The organism is Sphingobium sp. TomTYG74 (genome assembly GCF_055393875.1).
The window spans coordinates 2037989-2054443 of sequence record NZ_AP027341.1; the positions used below are offsets into that span (position 1 = coordinate 2037989).

Annotated in this window: 12 protein-coding genes and 2 pseudogenes; 4 read left to right on the forward strand and 10 right to left on the reverse strand. The window is 62.3% G+C overall.

From position 1 onward, the window contains the following. Positions 1-76: 76 nt before the first annotated feature. The 3 genes from ACZ5TB_RS10335 to ACZ5TB_RS10345 form a co-directional block, all read right to left on the reverse strand. Positions 77-340, reverse strand: coding sequence for a DUF5818 domain-containing protein (locus ACZ5TB_RS10335; protein WP_464791168.1), 264 nt, complete (start codon positions 338-340; stop codon positions 77-79). Positions 341-346: 6 nt separating this feature from the next. After that, positions 347-640: a hypothetical protein gene (locus tag ACZ5TB_RS10340; protein WP_464791169.1), complete on the reverse strand. Its 294-nt coding sequence runs from the start codon at positions 638-640 to the stop codon at positions 347-349. Positions 641-744: 104 nt separating this feature from the next. After that, positions 745-5577 carry an autotransporter domain-containing protein gene (locus ACZ5TB_RS10345; RefSeq protein WP_464791170.1) on the reverse strand — a complete coding sequence of 1611 codons (4833 nt, stop codon included), beginning with the start codon at positions 5575-5577 and terminating at the stop codon, positions 745-747. A 509-nt stretch (positions 5578-6086) separates the two neighbouring features. Here ACZ5TB_RS10345 and ACZ5TB_RS10350 point away from each other — a divergent pair. Continuing rightward, positions 6087-6821 carry a hypothetical protein gene (locus ACZ5TB_RS10350; RefSeq protein WP_464791171.1) on the forward strand — a complete coding sequence of 245 codons (735 nt, stop codon included), beginning with the start codon at positions 6087-6089 and terminating at the stop codon, positions 6819-6821. 211 nt (positions 6822-7032) lie between these two features. Here ACZ5TB_RS10350 and ACZ5TB_RS10355 read toward each other — a convergent pair. Further along, positions 7033-7592, reverse strand: a pseudogene (locus ACZ5TB_RS10355) (IS5 family transposase); the annotation flags it as partial. Between the two features lie 66 nt (positions 7593-7658). Here ACZ5TB_RS10355 and ACZ5TB_RS10360 point away from each other — a divergent pair. After that, the gene (locus ACZ5TB_RS10360) at positions 7659-8675 is read left to right on the forward strand and encodes an IS110 family RNA-guided transposase (RefSeq protein ID WP_464792501.1); all 1017 of its coding nucleotides are present in this window, start codon (positions 7659-7661) and stop codon (positions 8673-8675) included. A 241-nt stretch (positions 8676-8916) separates the two neighbouring features. Here the strand turns inward: ACZ5TB_RS10360 and ACZ5TB_RS10365 are convergent. Beyond that, positions 8917-9108 (reverse strand): annotated as a pseudogene (locus ACZ5TB_RS10365) (transposase); the annotation flags it as partial. Positions 9109-9223: 115 nt separating this feature from the next. Here ACZ5TB_RS10365 and ACZ5TB_RS10370 point away from each other — a divergent pair. Continuing rightward, entirely contained in the window at positions 9224-10240 is a 1017-nt protein-coding gene (locus tag ACZ5TB_RS10370) for an IS110 family RNA-guided transposase (RefSeq protein ID WP_464791172.1), read from the forward strand. Positions 10241-10566: 326 nt separating this feature from the next. On the opposite strand, the gene ACZ5TB_RS10375 is transcribed toward ACZ5TB_RS10370, so the two are convergent. The 5 genes from ACZ5TB_RS10375 to ACZ5TB_RS10395 form a co-directional block, all read right to left on the reverse strand. Then, positions 10567-11355 (reverse strand): PhzF family phenazine biosynthesis protein, encoded by a 789-nt coding sequence (locus ACZ5TB_RS10375; RefSeq protein ID WP_464791173.1) that lies wholly within the window; start codon positions 11353-11355, stop codon positions 10567-10569. Between the two features lie 400 nt (positions 11356-11755). Further along, positions 11756-12829 (reverse strand): chorismate synthase, encoded by a 1074-nt coding sequence (gene aroC / locus ACZ5TB_RS10380; RefSeq protein WP_464791174.1) that lies wholly within the window; start codon positions 12827-12829, stop codon positions 11756-11758. Positions 12830-12848: 19 nt separating this feature from the next. Continuing rightward, positions 12849-13658, reverse strand: a complete 810-nt coding sequence (gene fabI / locus ACZ5TB_RS10385; RefSeq protein WP_464791175.1) for an enoyl-ACP reductase FabI — start codon at positions 13656-13658, stop codon at positions 12849-12851. Next, on the reverse strand, positions 13655-14626 hold the full coding sequence (locus ACZ5TB_RS10390) for a YihY/virulence factor BrkB family protein (RefSeq protein WP_464791176.1): 972 nt from the start codon (positions 14624-14626) through the stop codon (positions 13655-13657). Before ACZ5TB_RS10390 ends, fabI begins: the two co-directional genes overlap by 4 nt. A gap of 14 nt (positions 14627-14640) precedes the next feature. Next, the gene (locus tag ACZ5TB_RS10395; RefSeq protein ID WP_464791177.1) at positions 14641-15570 is read right to left on the reverse strand and encodes a DnaJ C-terminal domain-containing protein; all 930 of its coding nucleotides are present in this window, start codon (positions 15568-15570) and stop codon (positions 14641-14643) included. A gap of 118 nt (positions 15571-15688) precedes the next feature. Between ACZ5TB_RS10395 and pdxH the strand changes: the two genes are divergently transcribed. Further along, positions 15689-16264 carry a pyridoxamine 5'-phosphate oxidase gene (pdxH, locus tag ACZ5TB_RS10400; RefSeq protein ID WP_464791178.1) on the forward strand — a complete coding sequence of 192 codons (576 nt, stop codon included), beginning with the start codon at positions 15689-15691 and terminating at the stop codon, positions 16262-16264. Positions 16265-16455: the final 191 nt, after the last annotated feature.

Here is a 16455-nt window from a genome sequence, read left to right on the forward strand (position 1 = left end):
GGGCCGTGCTGATGATGTTCCTGTTGCATGATGGCGAACTCTCCAGGTCTGCACCCGCCCGTTAGAGGCCGCCACGTCAGCCGAGGCTGAAGCGCCGAAATAGTGCCGACCAGCCACGAAGCGGGCGTTTTCCCAGCTCATCGACCTGCCAAATGCGATGCACGTCCAGCATGTCGAAGCCCGACCGCCTTCCCTCGACCGTCACGCGCATGCCGAGATAGCGCCGCGCCGATCCTGGCACGTCGAGTTGCCACATGCCGCCGTCATGTCTCTCCAGTGCGTATCCCCATTGGCGGGCACGCAATATTCCGGTTTCCACATGCCATGCACCTTTGGGCATCGCGGCTTACCCTCGAACCCGTTGGCGGCCCGCCCCTTCGGCGCTGCCTGACGCCGACAGTCGATCGAATATGGCACGTTTGAGCAGCGGGGACGAGTGGATGAGGTGTTGCAGTTCGCGAATGGCGCCATCGACCACGCCCTTGTCATAATCGCTGACCGTCCAGCGGCGAGTGGACGGGGACGTTGGATCGACGAAGAAGCATATCGTTTCCTGTTCGCCCGTCAGAAGCTCGACATGATGTTGCCTTAGCCGCTCGATCAGCATGTCAGCGACATAATGTTCCCATTTCATATTCATGCCCGTCGTTCCAATCCTGGAATGTCATGTTCTGCCAGCACGGTGGCTGGAGCAAAAAAAGGGCGCGTCGAAATCGACGCGCCCAGTGCATGAGGAGGGTTGGATCAGAAACCGAAGCTGATGCCGCCGCGGACCTGAGCCAGGCTGTTGTGCCCACCGAAGCCGTAGCCGCCGGACAGGAACAGGTTGACGCGCTTGTTCACCGAAGTGTCGATGCCCAGTTCGATCAGGCCATGACCATCGGGATCGACACCCTTCAGGTTGAAGGCATTGCCGCCGCCCACATATTGGACGGTGCGATCGCTGCCGATGTTGCCCTGGAAGCTGTACTGCACCTTGGCATAGGGGCGGTAAGCCACACCATCGACATCACCCAGCAGAGCGCCTGCCTTCACACCGATGACCGGCGAGAAGACCGACTTCGACGCGTCATCGACGTTGAGACCGATGCCTGCGCCACCCTTTTCGGTGAAGCCGTTCATCGACCAGCGGCGAAGGGCCAGCTTACCGAAGGGCGTTACGACGAGACCGTTACCGGCCGCGAAGTCATAGCCCAGTTCCAGGCTGGCATCCCACTGAGAACCCTTGAAGTTGCCTTCAATCGTGCGGGCAAGCAGGGTCAGGTCGCGTTCGACTTCAAACTTCGAGAAGCCGTAGGCAAACTGGAAGCTGCCGTAGAAAGGACCGAAGCCCTGGGTCGCGTAGGCACCGATGGTGTAGGTACGGACCTGCGCTTCTTCCGGCGAACCCTTGGCCGACACGTCATGCTGACCATAGCCGAAGCCGATGCCGAAGGCGCCGTCTTCCTGGTAAGCGACGTCGATACCGAAGGCGCCACCATAGCTGTTGGTCTTGATCTTCGACGCGCCCGAGCGGGTGCCGCCCGTCTTGGCGAAGTTAGCCGAGGGGTTGAACCAGAGCCGGGTACCCAGAGTCTCTCCATAGCCGCGACGAGCCGCCAGACGGTTGACCGTGGTGTTGAAGACCGCGTTCTGATCCACCGCAGCAAGCGAACCGTAGATCTCCGCCGAGGAAAGCTCGTTGAAGACCTGCGCTGCTTGTGCGCTGTTCAGGCGCCAGTCGAGACCGGCCGCGATGTTGGCGATGTCCTGAGCGTTGGCGATCTCCGTGACCGAAGCAAAGCCATTGCCACCAGCAGCGTCCGTCTTCACCCGAGCGATGACGTCAGCCAGAGCGCTGTCCAGACCCACAGCCGCAGCAGCCGCGTTGCGGTTGGTCGCGCCGACAGCATAGCTGCTGCGGGTTGCTTCGATCGACACGGTCTTGGCGGTCGTGTCATGCTTCAGGCCGAAGGTGACGAACTGCGAGCTAAGCGAAGGCGTTGCAGTTGCCGTGACATCGCCCGTTCCGGTGTAGGTGAACAGCGTGTAGCCGTCGCCCGTGGAATAGAGGCTGTCCTTCGACACGGTCACCGCGACCTTGCCGCCCAAGTTCAGGTTCCCATCCACCGTGACGGATGACGGGGTCGAGAAGACACCGGCATTTTCGGGAGTGGTGAAGTAGGGAATGCCGACGCCGCCGGTGATCGGACCCAGGATTTCCGGAGCCGAACCGCCATCGTTGACGTTCAGGCTGCCGAAGCGGACCAGCGAGGGGTTGACGCCCACAACCGTCGTGCCGTTGGCAGTCTGGGTGTAGTTGCCCTGCTGATAGACTTCGATGCCCTTAATGGCTTCAGGACCCGGCGTGACGATGCTGTTGCCGACCGACCGGATGAAGGTGGGCGCGCGGCGGCCGAGGACGAGGGTCGCATCATTGTTGATGTTGCCCTTGATCCCGAAGACCGCGTCGTCGGCCACGTCCAGTTGGAGTTCGCCAGCCTGCACGTTGAGGTTGCCGACATCCATTGTCCAGTTTGCAGGCGAGGAGCCTTCAGCCGGAACATATTCGTCGCCCGTCACCACGAAGGTGCCAGCGCCCGTCTTGTTGACGGTGTTGACGCCCAGCACGCGAACCGCCGTCGGGTTGAACAACCCTTCCGCTTCTTCCGGCAGGGTCGCGACCGGCGTGAAGTTCGACGTTGCGGTCGATCCGGCAATCTTGAGCTCGCTGGCGCCCAGGAAACCGCCGCCGTTCAGATTGACGGTCGTGTCGGTCAGATAGGCACCGCTATCGTCGCGCTGTGCGTCGATGTCGCCGAGCGTGATCGACCCGTTGTTGAGGTTGATCGTCGCCTTGATGTCGGCTGTCTTGACGGCAGCTTCGCCACCCACGCTGAGGTTGAACGCGGCAGGATCAACCTGCGATGCGTTCAGCGGGACGCCCGATCCGGAAACCAGCGAAGCCAGTTCGGAGGCTACTTCGGCCTGCGTCGATACCGCACCCGTCACGGTGAAACCGCGCGAGATGCCGTTCTGATCGACCGTGTAGGTCTGCGCGGCCGGAGCAGCCGTGACGATGACGGCGGTCGTGTTGACCGTCGCATCGACAGTGGCCGTGCCGCTGAACACCGATCCGCCGAGCGTCGTGTTGCCCGTCAGGATGCCGTTGTTCGTGACTGCGCCGGTGACACCTTCCAGCTCGACGTCGCCGAAAGCGATGCCGTTGTTGGTGAAGCTGGCGTTGCCGCCAACCGGCGCCGCGGTGACGCTTGCCGCGATCGTGCGGGTGCCGGCATTGGTCGGGTTGGTATCGGTGATCGTCGCGGTGCCGCCTGCATCCAGCGCCGAGACGCTGAAGACATTGCCTGCGGACAGGGTGCCGAGCGAACCGTTGTTGACGAGCGAGGCAGAGGCCAGGCCTTCAACTTCGACATCGCCAAGGACAGTGCCGTTGTTCGTGACCGAAGCCGCGCCGCCGACAGGCTGACCGGTGAGCGTCGTCACGACGCTGACGGGGGTGAAGCCGTCGGCCGCATAGGTGGTGACGGTTTCTTCGCTGCTGTCGAAGCCAAGGCTGCCCGCGAACAGGTTGCCGCCGGTGCCGAAGTTGGCATCGCCGATGACGCTGCCTTCGCCGATGGTGATCGACGCACCGCCTACGCCGGAAGCGAAGACGCTGCCTGCTACGCTGGGCACGCCCTGCTGCGACGGAGCGTCCACGACAACCGAAGCCTGACCACCTGCGGAGGTGAAGCTGTTGGTTTGCGTGCTGGTCGTCAGCGTGTCGATGCCGCCGGTGACGCTGTAATTGTCAACGCTCTCGCTGTTGAACAGGTCGGTGCCCGACGAGGCGAAGACCGATCCGCCGACCGAGCCGGTGATGTTGGCGCTGGCGTTGCCGAAGGCCGAGGTGACGCTGCCGTCGCCGTCGATGCGTCCGGCATTGTTGAGCGTGGCGTTGCCAGCAACAGCCGGAGCGGCTTGGGTCGAGGACGAGGTGACAACAGCCGTGCCATCTCCAGCGGCGTCAACCGTACGCGTTGCGGAGCTGGCGAATGCCACGTCAGCGGGCGTGAAGGCGAACGGGCCGACCTGCGTGGTGCTGACAGACACGTTGCCGCCCACTGCTGCATCCGCGCCGATGTCGGCGGAGGCCGAAGCGGTGCCTGCAACGTTGACGTTGCCGCCTACATTCGCAGCGCCCTGAAGTGCGACCGAAGCTGCGCCGCCGGTCTGGCTCTGGGTGAACTGCTGGTTGTTGGACGAGACGGTTCCCTGCAGGACGCCAGCGTCATAGGTGTCGGTGCTTTCCGAGTTCGTCGTCACATTGATGGCGAAACCCTGGCTCGTCGAGCTGACGTTGCCGGAGATCTGGCCGCCGTTGACGTTGACCGCGCTGCCTGCGTTACCGGAGGAGAACACATCGCCATTGAGGCCGGAATCGCCGGGGGCAACCGTTCCGCTGACGTTGACAGTGCTGGTGCCGCCGGTGGACGCGACATCGATCGTATCGACGCTGGTGGCGACGACCGTGCCGGTGCCCGCGCCATCACGCGAGTCGGTTGCAACATCCGTGCTTGCATCGGCTTGCGATACGCCCTGCGCGGTGGACGACACATTGCCATATACGCTGCCGCTGACGGTCGCAGTGCTGTTGGCGGCGGAGAACTGGCTGACGCTGCCGTCATTGCCGGTGCCGAAGTTCAGCGAGCCGTTGATGCCCGCATAGGTGCCGGTGACGTCTCCGCCGACGGTTTCGCTCGAGCTGCTCGACTGCGTGGTCGTGGTCGTCCCCGATACGGTGACCGTGGGACCAGTGCTGGTCGATACCGTGCTGCCGCTCGCCGCAGCGGTCTGGCCGAGGACCTGGCCATTGTTTGCGATGGTGATCGCGCCGGTGTCCGAATCGGCATCGACGTCGCCGCTGATACGGCCAGCGGCCGCATTGGTGATCGAGATGGCGCCATCGGTGGTCGAGGCCAAGGCGCTGCCGCCGACCGAGCCGCTATTGGCCAGGGTGACGGAGCCGGACGTTGCCGTGCCGACAAGGTCGCCATCGACGGAACCGGCGTTGGTGACGGAGACGTTCGCGGCGTCAAGGGCTGAGCCGATCAGGCTGCCGCCGACTTCGCCTGCGGGACCGTTGACGAGCGCAACATCACCATAGGCGGAGCCGAAGACGCTGCCGCCCACCGAACCGTTATTGGTGACCGAAGCCGTGCCGCCGAAGTCCGTTGTGCTGATGCCGCCCGTGACTTCGCCATTGTTGGTGGCGGTGAAGTTGTTCGCGGCGGCCGTGCTGCCGACGCCGCCAAAGGCGATGCCGGTGACCCGACCATCGTTGGTCAGTGAAACAGCGCCATCGCCCTCGCCAGCCGCATAGCCGCCCGCGACGAAATCATAGCCGACGCTGCCGCCGCTGATGTCCGCACCGGAGGCAATCATTACCGTAAGGTCAGGGTTTGCAGGAGTGGTGATCGCGGCATCGATGCTGGCGTTCACCGCGGCGCTTGTACCCGCGCCGGTGGGCACGTTCACAGTTGCGGGAGCGGCTGAGGCTCCACTGGCGTTGGCGAGGAGCGCCATCGCCGGCATCGAGGCTGACAAGAGCAGCATCCGATGCAGTTTCGAGTTATTTCTCATTCTTTATTCCCCTAGTCATCGTGCAAAGCCGCAAAGCCAGACGGCGCAAGGGGACATCCGGGCCGGGACGACACCACCCGACCTGCCGCATCTAATATGCGCGGTGAAATCCCCTTCACCCCCTGCACATTGCTAGACGCACTTCACGTGCGTGTGCGCAACTTGCGCAAATCTCCTATGCGCAATCGCATTGGTTCGCAATCGCTTTTTGCGGCGACGCATTCATGTGCGCACATTGCTGCGAGATTTGACGGAATTTCAGCTGCATTTCAGCCGTTTTTATGAAAATTCTGGATTTTCGAGTGCGCAAATTGTATGGTTGTTCAATATGCACTTGGCAGGTTTGCGGCAGTGGTGTGAACGCTTCTAGAAACGACGATAAACAAGAGGCGACGCAAGATTTGCGATCGTCGTTTCTCCAGGTGGTCGCACGGTTGTGCCAAGAACAGGCGCAGAAAAACATGTCTTTTGATTATGAGTGGGATCAGCAGAAAGCGCGGGGGCTAATCAGCTGCCTGATTGAGGAAACCGGCCTTTCGGCGACGGAAGTAGCGCGCCGATCAGGGCTGGCCCCATCGACGCTGACCCGGATTTATCCGACACCTTCGGTCGGCTATTCCCTTTCGGCCCGGAGCATATCCAAGCTCAAGCAAGCATTTCCTGAGCCATTCGCCATGTGCGAGGCAAGGGGGATCACCGCCACCCCTTCACCGGCTCCCACCCATCTGGTGAAGGAGCGGCCCCTGCCCTTTGCTATGCCGAGTGAAAGGACCATCCCGGTCTATGCCGCGTCGCTGCTGTTCCCAGACGAGGACAGCATATCGCTGGCCAACGACCTGGAGATGTGGGAGGGCGACTTCACCCAGCCGGCCGCCTTTATCCCCGCGCCATTCGGCCGTGCCGACGCCAGCCGCTATTTCGCGATCTACATCCCCAGCGAAGCGATGGAGCCGAGGTTCCGGGCAGGCGAGCGGGTGATATTGGACAGGATCAAGCCCGCGTCCATCGATACCGACGTAATCGTGCAACTGCGCGACGAAGAGGAACGGTCGCTTTGGACGATCGGCAGGCTGAGCGCGCGGGACCGCAACCTGATCGGCCTGACCCAGTATAAGGACCGGGTGACCGCGTCCATTCACCGCAGCAAGGTCCGGCATATCTTCCCGATCATCGGGATGCTCGGCGACGAGGCTTGAGGTCTGACCGGCCCGGTCACTGCAAAGCTGATATCGCTCGCCTAGAGCATCGTGCCTTTAATCTGAATCACCCAAGCCCGTTCGGGCTGAGCTTGTCGAAGCCTTCCTCTTCCTAAAAAGAAGGAAGGCCCTTCGACAAGCTCAGGGCGAACGGCATTAGTAGATGGAGCCGATTTAGAGCACGAAGCACTAGGCTGTAGTGACGATTTAATCATTTGAGCCATAGCATGATGCTTGCGAGCTTGATGAAGCCGAGGAAGTTGGCGGCGATTTTGTCGTAGCGGGTAGGGATGCGGCGCCATTGCTTGAGGCGAGCGAAGAAGCCTTCGATGCCCCATCGCTGTTTGTAGGCGATGACATCATATGGTCGGCGGATGCTGCGATGGCGGCGTGGCGGGATGACGGCCTCACCGCCTTGGGCACGGATCAGATCGCACAGGCTATCGGCATCATAGGCGCGATCGGCAAGAACCTGCTTTGCGGGCAGTCCTCGGATCAGGTCGCAAGCAGGCGCCATGTCGTTCTGTTGTCCGGGACCGAGCATGAAGCGCACCGGCAGACCAAGGGCATCGACTACGGCGTGGATTTTAGTGCCGAACCCGCCTCGGGAGCGGCCGAGAGCCTGGGCTTGAACGCCCCCCTTTTTACCCGCGCTCCGGCCGCTTGAGCCTGGGCGCGGATCACGGTGGCGTCGATCGCAAGCCATTCGATGTCGGGATCGTCCGATACCGCCGCGAATATCCGGTCAATCACCCCTTGCTCGACCCACCTAATGGGATGGACGGCTCTCCCACTCCGGAGCAACGTTGTGCGACCGGACGTGCAAGGAGAGAAGTGATGACCATTGATGTCCTCGGTATCGACCTGGCGAAGAACGTGTTTCAGCTTCATGGCGTGGATCGCAAAGGCAATGCGGTTTTCAAACGCAGGGTCATGCGCGATCAGCTATTATCTGTGCTCGCCGGTATCGAGCCATGCACGATCGCCATCGAGGCCTGCACGGGTGCCTTTTGCTGGGCGCGCCAGTTTGAAGCACTTGGCCACAGGGTAAAGATCGTCAGCCCGCAATATGTGAAGCCGTTCGTCCGCAGGCAGAAGAACGATGGCAACGATGCCGAGGCGATCTGCACGGCCGTGCGCCAACCCCACATCCCGCTGGTGCCCAAAAAGAGCGTGGAACAGCAGGATATCCAGGCGCTCCACCGCGCCCGCCAGCGCCTAGTCAATCATCGAACCGCCCTGGTCAGCCAGATGCGCGGACTGTTGCTTGATCGCGGCATTGCCTTTGCCAAGTCGATCACCCGGGCGAGACGCATGATCCCGGAAATCCTGGCGCGTGCCGAATCCGGTCTTTCGACTATGGCGCGCGAGACCATTGCCGAGCTCTGGGATTTCTTCTGCGATCTCGATCGCCGCATCGAACATTTCGACAAGAAAATCGAAGCGGTCTTCAAGGCGAGTGAGCCCTGTCAGCGCGTCGCCAGAATCAAAGGCGTTGGACCCAAAACGGCGACAGCCATCGTGGCGGCAGTCGGCGACGCTTCGGACTTCAGAAATGGGCGCCACATGGCAGCCTGGCTGGGATTGGTACCGCGCCAGTTTTCGAGCGGCGACAAGGCCGTACTCATGGGCATCTCCAAGCGAGGCAGCCAGCATCTGCGCAGCTTGTTGGTGCATGGCGCTCGCGCCGTCGTGAGAACGGCAACCAACAAGAACGATCCCATGAGCCAATGGGCCAACCAGCTTCGGGAGCGACGCGGCTTCAACCGCGCGACGGTTGCCATCGCCAACAAGAACGCACGGATAATCTGGGCCGTGCTTCGAACGGGCGATCACTACCGCGCCGCCGCCTGAAGATCGGAACCAGTTTGCGAGTAGACGGAGAAATGGACTGCACTGATCGAGCCGACGCGCGACGAACCTGACTATTATCGAGGCCTGTGAGGCCTACCAGCTGTAGAGGTGCGCGTGTGCGGATTCCCCATTTGGGCGCTCTGGGAAACCAGCTGACGCCGGATAGATGTTTGCAACTGATCCACGCAGAACGTTTCAATGCCGCTTGCAAAGGGAGAGCCGTCCATAGAGGTAATATGGGCCGCTTAGCCGTCTGATAGGGGCCAAAACGCTCGGGCAAATCACGCCAGCGTCCGCCCGAACGCGCCAGCCACAGCAGCGCATCAAGAAACCGGCGGCCATCGCTGCGTGGACCACGCTTGCCCTTTCGTCCGCCCGGCACAAACTCGCGCAGTCGCTCCCACTGATCGTCCCGTAAAACCTCGCCTTCCACACCAGCCTCCAAAAGCCAGTGTTGAATCAGATGGGGTGGTTGCCGCCCTCCCCAGACGGCATCGCAATGTGCCAAGATGTGGTGTTGAGGCCACTGAGCGGAAAGGACGGCAACCGTGACAAAGGATACGATGATCGGGGTGGATTTGGCAAAGAGCGTCTTTCAGTTGCACGGCGCGTCGATGACGGGGCAGATGCAGTTCCGTAAGAAGCTATCGCGGCAAGGCTTTTACAAATTCATTGCAGGGCAGCCTCCAGCGGTGGTCGTGATGGAAGCCTGCGGCAGCGCGCATTATTGGGCCCGTGAAGTGACCAAGCTTGGTCATGACGTGAAGCTGATTGCGCCTCATTATGTGCGGCCGTTTGTAAAGCGGCAGAAGAATGATGCGGCAGATGCGGAGGCGATTGTAATAGCGGCCCAGCGGCCCGAAATGCGCTTTGTCGAACCAAAATCTGTTGAGCAGCAGAGCCGAGCTATTTTGTTTCGGGCTCGAGAGCGGCTCGTCCACCAGCGGACCGAACTGGTCAACGCCCTCCGGGCTTACCTCTATGAGTATGGCCATGTCGTTCCTCAGGGGATTCACCAGATCAAGCGGATCGAAGAGATCCTAGACGCACCGAACAGCGACTTGCCCAATTTGATGCGCGAGGAATGCCGGGATTTGCTGGAGCAGATTGCCGAGAAGACGGTCCGGATCAATGTCCGCACTGGCAAGATCAAAGCGTTGGCGGCGCAAGCCGACACCGCGCGGCGCTTGCAGACAATCCCCGGCGTAGGACCTTTGACCGCCCTGGCTGTCGAGGCCTTTGCTCCGCCTATGGAAAACTTCCGGTGCGGTCGCGACTTCGCGGCTTGGCTCGGCCTCGTCCCACGTCAGTTCTCATCCGGCGGCAAGGAGCGGCTCGGACGCATTTCCAAGGCCGGACAATCCGACATCCGCAAGCTGCTGATTATCGGGGCGATGTCGCGCCTGAACTGGATGGGCCGCAAATCGATTCCTGAAGGTTCCTGGCTGGCGCGCATATCCATGCGCAAACCCAGGATGATCGTAGCGATCGCTTTGGCCAACAAGATGGCACGCACAATCTGGGCCATGCTGACGAAGAATGAGGATTATCGAGTTCCGGCATAGGTGGCGGCGTGACCCACATGTCACAAATCCGTCATGTCGGATAACGGGAGGTGAAAGAAGGCGACGACCCGAATGGGCAAAATGATCGAACAGATCTGGATCCGGAAAACCAGTTGATTTCTATGAGTCCTCGAGCTCGAGAATCAGTTTTGGACCTGATCCGCAGATCACCATACCGGCCAGCGGCTTCTGAATGCCGCATCTCAAAGGCCTTACAGAAGACCGCACTCGATCACTCGCGCATCGGATCAGAAACTTCTTGCGCCACGGGCGGCAACCACAGAAGAAATCTACGCTCGCGTGAATCCCTAAAATGTCACTACAGCCTAAAGCAGGAACTGCCCCTCTATCACCGTGCGGCAGGCGCCGGTCAGGATGACCCGATCGCCGTCCAGACGGCAGCCGAGGCGACCGCCGCGCGCAGATGCCTGCACGGCGCTGAGCTTTACCCTGTCGAGCCGGGACGCCCAGAAGGGGGTGAGCAGGCAATGAGCGGAGCCTGTCACCGGGTCCTCGTCCACGCCGCCGCCGGGCACGAAGACGCGGCTGAGGATGTCGCTGTCTTCGCCGGGCGCCGTGGCTATCAGCATGATGTCGCCGAGCGCTCGCAATGCCGCAAAGTCAGGCCGGAGCGCGCGAACGGCGGCGGCGTCAGGGAAGAGGAACAGGCTGTATCCGCCGTCGCGCCAATGGGACTCAAGCGGCTCCCCACCGAGCCCGGCCGCAAGATCGGGCAGCGCGCGCGGTTCCATATGCCATGCGGGAAGCGAAAGGGCGTAGCCATCCCGGTCACGCATAACCATCAGCACGCCCGCGTCACGGGTGCGGAAGCGCAGCGCGGTGCGGCCGCCCATCAGCACATGGCCGCTGGCGAGCGTGGCATGGCCGCACAGCTTCACCTCAACCGTCGGCGTGAACCAGCGCAGCGCATAATCGGCGTCGGGATCATCGGGGGCGGGGACGGTGAAGGCGGTTTCCGACAGGTTGTTTTCAGCCGCGATCGCTTGGAGGGTCGCATCGTCAAGCCAGCGGCCGAGCGGTATCACGGCGGCTGGATTTCCGGTGAAGGGCGCGTCGGCGAATGCGTCAACCTGAGTGAAGGGAAGGCTGGTCATGGATTGGGTTTCCGCTGGCTGGTGAGGCCGATGATGACGCGCGGTCACGCCGGGCGATAGGGCCAGCGAGGAGACATTGGTCTGGATGTGCGTCGAGGGGGAGAGTGATCTGGCGTTCGATGCAGGGGCCTGAGATGCCAGCTTGCGCTGGCATGACGTGGGTGGGGAAACGAAATGGGCCAGCCATATGAAATGGCTGGCCCGTGTTCGCGGCTTGAGGGGACGTTTTGACCGTCAATCCAATTTAGGCCCGAAGGCCGATGAGGAATGACGCTCCCCAGGCTTACGCACTGCCGCTCGCCCTCCCGCGGGCGATCTATGGGGTGGATACTAACCTAGATTGGGCGAGTCGTCTCGCCCAAATCGCGCATTTACCGGCTGATCGGCTCGTTTCGGCCCGTTATTCGCCGCCGCATTGGGCGCGGTGGAGCAATTTCTGGTCGGCAAGGACCAAGGCCATCATCGCTTCGACCACGGGAACGCCGCGAATGCCGACGCAGGGATCGTGGCGGCCCTTGGTGATGATGTCCGATGCATCGCCTTCGCGCGTGACGGTTTCGACCGGGATCAGGATCGAACTGGTCGGTTTGAAGGCGACGCGCAGCTTTACAGGCTGGCCGGTGGAGATGCCGCCTGCGATGCCCCCTGCGTGATTGGCAAGAAAGGTCGGCCCTGCTTCGCCGGGCCGCATGGGATCGGCATTTTCCTCGCCACGCAGGCGAGCGGCGGCGAAACCGTCGCCGATTTCCACGCCCTTGACCGCGTTGATGCTCATCATCGCGGCGGCGAGTTCGCTGTCGAGCTTGGCATAGAGCGGCGCGCCCCAACCGGCAGGCACCCCGGACGCGACGCACTCAACCACGGCGCCGAGGGACGAACCGTCCTTGCGCGCGCTATCGACCAGCTGCTCCCAGCGCTTGGCGGCTTCAGGGTCGGGGCAGAAGAAGGGATTGTTGTCGATCTCTGCCGCATCAAAGCGCGCATAGTTGATCGCATCGCCGCCTATCTCACTGACATAGGCGAAGATATCGACTTCCGGCAGGACGAGGCGTGCAACCGCGCCCGCAGCCACGCGGCTGGCAGTTTCGCGCGCCGACGAACGGCCACCGCCGCGATAGTCGCGAAAGCCGTATTTGGCGTCATAGGCGTAGTCGGCGTGGCCCGGCCGATAGGCCTTGGCGACGTCGGAATAATCCTTGGACCGCTGATCGGTATTCTCGATCATCAGGCTGATCGGGGTGCCGGTGGTCTTGCCTTCGAACACGCCCGACAGGATGCGGACCTCATCCGGTTCGCGGCGTTGGGTCGTGAATTTCGATGTGCCGGGCTTTCGCTTGTCCAGGAAAGGCTGGATGTCGGCTTCGCTGATCGGCAGGCCGGGAGGGCAGCCATCGACGACCGCGCCGATGGCCGGACCATGGCTTTCGCCCCAGGTGGTGAAGCGAAATACGCGGCCGAAGGTGTTGAAGCTCATGTTCCGTTCCTAGCCCGGATCAGCCCTTGTCGAGCGCGATGTCGGGGGCGTCTTCGGCCTTCATGCCGATGACATTGTAGCCCGCATCGACATGATGGACTTCGCCGGTGACGCCCGATGCCAGATCCGACAGGAGATAGAGGGCAGCGCCGCCGACATCTTCGATCGTCACGTTGCGGCGAAGCGGGCTGTTCAGCTCATTCCACTTCATGATGTAGCGGAAGTCGCCGATGCCGCTCGCCGCCAGCGTCTTGATGGGGCCTGCCGAGATGGCGTTGACGCGGATATTTTCAGGCCCCAAGTCCATCGCCAGATATTTGACGCTGGTTTCCAAAGCGGCCTTGGCCACGCCCATGACGTTGTAATGGGGGATGACCTTTTCGGCGCCATAATAGGATAGGGTCAGCAGGCTGCCGCCCTCAGCCATCAGCGCGCGGGCGCGCTTGGCGACGGCGACGAAGCTGTAGGCCGAGATGTTCATCGTCATCAGGAAGTTTTCGAGGCTGGTATCGACATATTTGCCGCGCAGCTCATTCTTGTCGGAAAAGCCGATCGCGTGGACCACGAAATCGAGCTTGCCCCAGCGTGCTTTCACTTCGTCGAAGGCCGCGTCGAGCTTTTCCATGTCGGACACGTCGCAATCGAGCAGGAAGTCCGATCCCAGTTCCTCGGCAAGCGGGCGCACGCGCTTGGCGAGCGCCTCACCCTGATAGGAGAAGGCGAGTTCTGCCCCTTGTGCGCGCAATGCCTTGGAAATGCCCCATGCGAGCGACTTGTCATTCGCCAGGCCCATGATGAGACCCCGTTTTCCCGCCATCAAGCCCGTCATTCTACCGTCCCGTTCCCTTTACGATCCTCCATGCCACGCTCGACTTCCTCTTCGGGAAATTCGGCAAGCGCCGCATTGAGTTCCGCGCCAATTACCACGCCGAGCCCGACGAGGAAGAAAAAAATGAGCGTGATCATGACGCCCGCCAAACTGCCATAGGTGCGATCATAGCCGCCAAGCAGCGAGAGCGTGGGTGGCAGCAGCATGGTGACGCCATACCACCAAAGGGACGTGGCGACCGCGCCGGGCCATTTGGGAAAGCGGCTGTCCTTGTAGGCGCTGGGTGTCAGCGAGAAATAGAGATAATAAAGGGCGACGCAGAGGATCAGCATCGGCAGCGCGCGCGTCAGGGTGACGATCTGCATCGCCTGGTCGGCGAAGGGCAGCAGCTGGTGCAGGAACTGGTCGATGCCCGTTATGACGACCTGGAGGGAAAAAGCGAACATCACGGCGAACACGCTGACCAACGTGATGCCGATGGCGGTCAGGCGGTAGTGCCAGAAGGGCCGCGTGCTTTTGGTGCCATAGGCGCGGCGGAGGATGTCGCGGATGGTTTCGATGAGGCTGCCTACGGTCCAGAGGCCCACGAGGCCGCCGAGCCAAAGCAGCGGGCCGGTGCGCGCGGTGAGGACATCGATGATGGGCTGCTTCACCACGCTGGCGACGCCCGGCGGCACGGTTTCGAGGAAGGCGCCCACCGCCGCCAGCCCATCCTGCGACCGGCCAAAGATGCTGGCCACCGCCGCCGCCACGATGAAGAAGGGGAAGAGCGTCATCAGCGAAAGATAGGCGAGGTTTCCCGCGTGGATGAAGCCATCGCTATAGGTGCCGACAGCCACACGCTTCATGATTTCGAAGGCGTGACTACCGGGTCGAACGCGGGCTATGCTGCGGTTGAGGTGCGCACGAGCGTCGTCCGCGATCCGTTTGCGGCGGGATTCGGGTGAATAGGGTGAAGGCTGCGGCATGCCCTCCTAACGTCCTAGACGCCCAGATGGGCGCGAACGGCCCGACTGTCCTGCCAGCTTTCCACCAGCGACTTGATCGCCGGATCGTCGCCGGGAATGTCGAGGAGCAGCCGGACGAGCTGATCGCCCCGTTCTCCCGCCTTGTGCGTGAAGCCCTTGCCGCGCAGGCGCAGCGTCTTGCCCGATGTGGTCCCGGCGGGGACGCCGAGCATCACCGGGCCATCGACGGTGGGCACCTTTACCTTGCCGCCCTTCACCGCCTCGTCGAGGGTGATGGGGAGGTCGAGCAGCACATTGTCACCGTCGCGGGTGAAAAATGGGTGCGGTTTCACCTCAATGGTGACGATCGCATCCCCTGCCCCGGCTGGCCCTGCCTGCCCCTTCCCCGACAGCCGCATCTGCGTGCCGGTTTCGACGCCAGGGGGGAGCTTTAGGTCGATGCTCTTGCCGTCCTGCAAGGTGATGCGCTGCGGCGCGAGGGTGGCCGCATCGACGAACGCAACGGCGAGACGGTAGGACACATTGGCGCCCTTCTGCGGCGGGGCTCCACGGCCGAAGCCGCCGAAACCACCGCCTCCGCGCCGGGCGCCGCCGCCGCTGAACAATCCTTCGAAGATATCGCCGAAATCGGCGCCTTCGTTGAATTCAAAGCCGCCGCCGCCACCCGGACGCCCGCGAAAGCCGCCGCCGCCAGCGCCGCCAAATCCGAAGGGGGCGGTAGGATTGCCGTCGCCGTCAATCTCTCCCCGGTCGAAACGCGCGCGCTTATCCTTGTCCGACAGCAGCTCATAGGCGCTGGAAACCGCCGAGAAGCGCTCGGCTGCTTTCGGATTATCCTGATTCCGGTCGGGGTGAAGCTCCTTGGCGAGCTTGCGGTAGGCCGACTTGATCTCTGCCTCGCTCGCGCCGCGCGCGACGCCCAGTATGGAGTAGGGATCCGCCATTGCCGAGTGTCTATCCTTGTTCGTGAAAGCTGATTTGCACCTTATGTGGCGAAATAGTCACGATCGTTCAAGCGGCGCGGGCATCGACATGAACGGAAACCAGCCGTAGATCAGCAGCATGACCAACCCCTTCCCCCTGTTCGACCAATGGTATGGCGAAGCGCGCGACGCCGAGATCAACGACAGCAACGCGATGGCGCTGGCAACCGCCGACGCGCGCGGGCGGCCGTCGGTGCGAATGGTGCTGCTGAAAGGGCATGGGCCGGACGGCTTTATTTTCTATACCAACTTCGAGGGGCGGAAGGCCGAGGATTTGCTCGCCAATCCGCATGCCGCACTGCTGTTTCACTGGAAATCGCTGCGGCGCCAGATTCGCATCGAAGGGCCGGTCGAGACGGTCGATGAAGCGACCGCCGACGCCTATTTCGCGACGCGCAGCCGCGACAGCCAGCTGGGCGCATGGGCATCCGACCAGTCGCGGCCCCTGCCGTCCCGGGATGTTTTCATGAGCCGTTACGCCGACGCCGTCGCACGGTTCGAGGGCGGACAGGTGCCTCGCCCGCCGCACTGGTCGGGATTTCGCGTCGTGCCGCAGAGGATCGAATTCTGGCAGGACCGTGAGCATCGGCTGCATGAACGGCGGCTGTTCGAGCGGGATGGCGATGGTTGGCGCGAGGGGCTGCTTTATCCCTGAGAATCCCCCCCATCGGGAGATGGGGAGGGGGACCAGCCGAAGGCTGGTGGAGGGGAAATGCGCACCGTCAGCTCATTTCCCCTCCACCACCGCTGCGCGGCGGTCCCCCTCCCCACGCCTCCGGCGCAGGGAGGATTTGTGATAGGCGGCTACCGAAGCGCCTGATAGATGTGCGGCCAGCACAGCAAAGA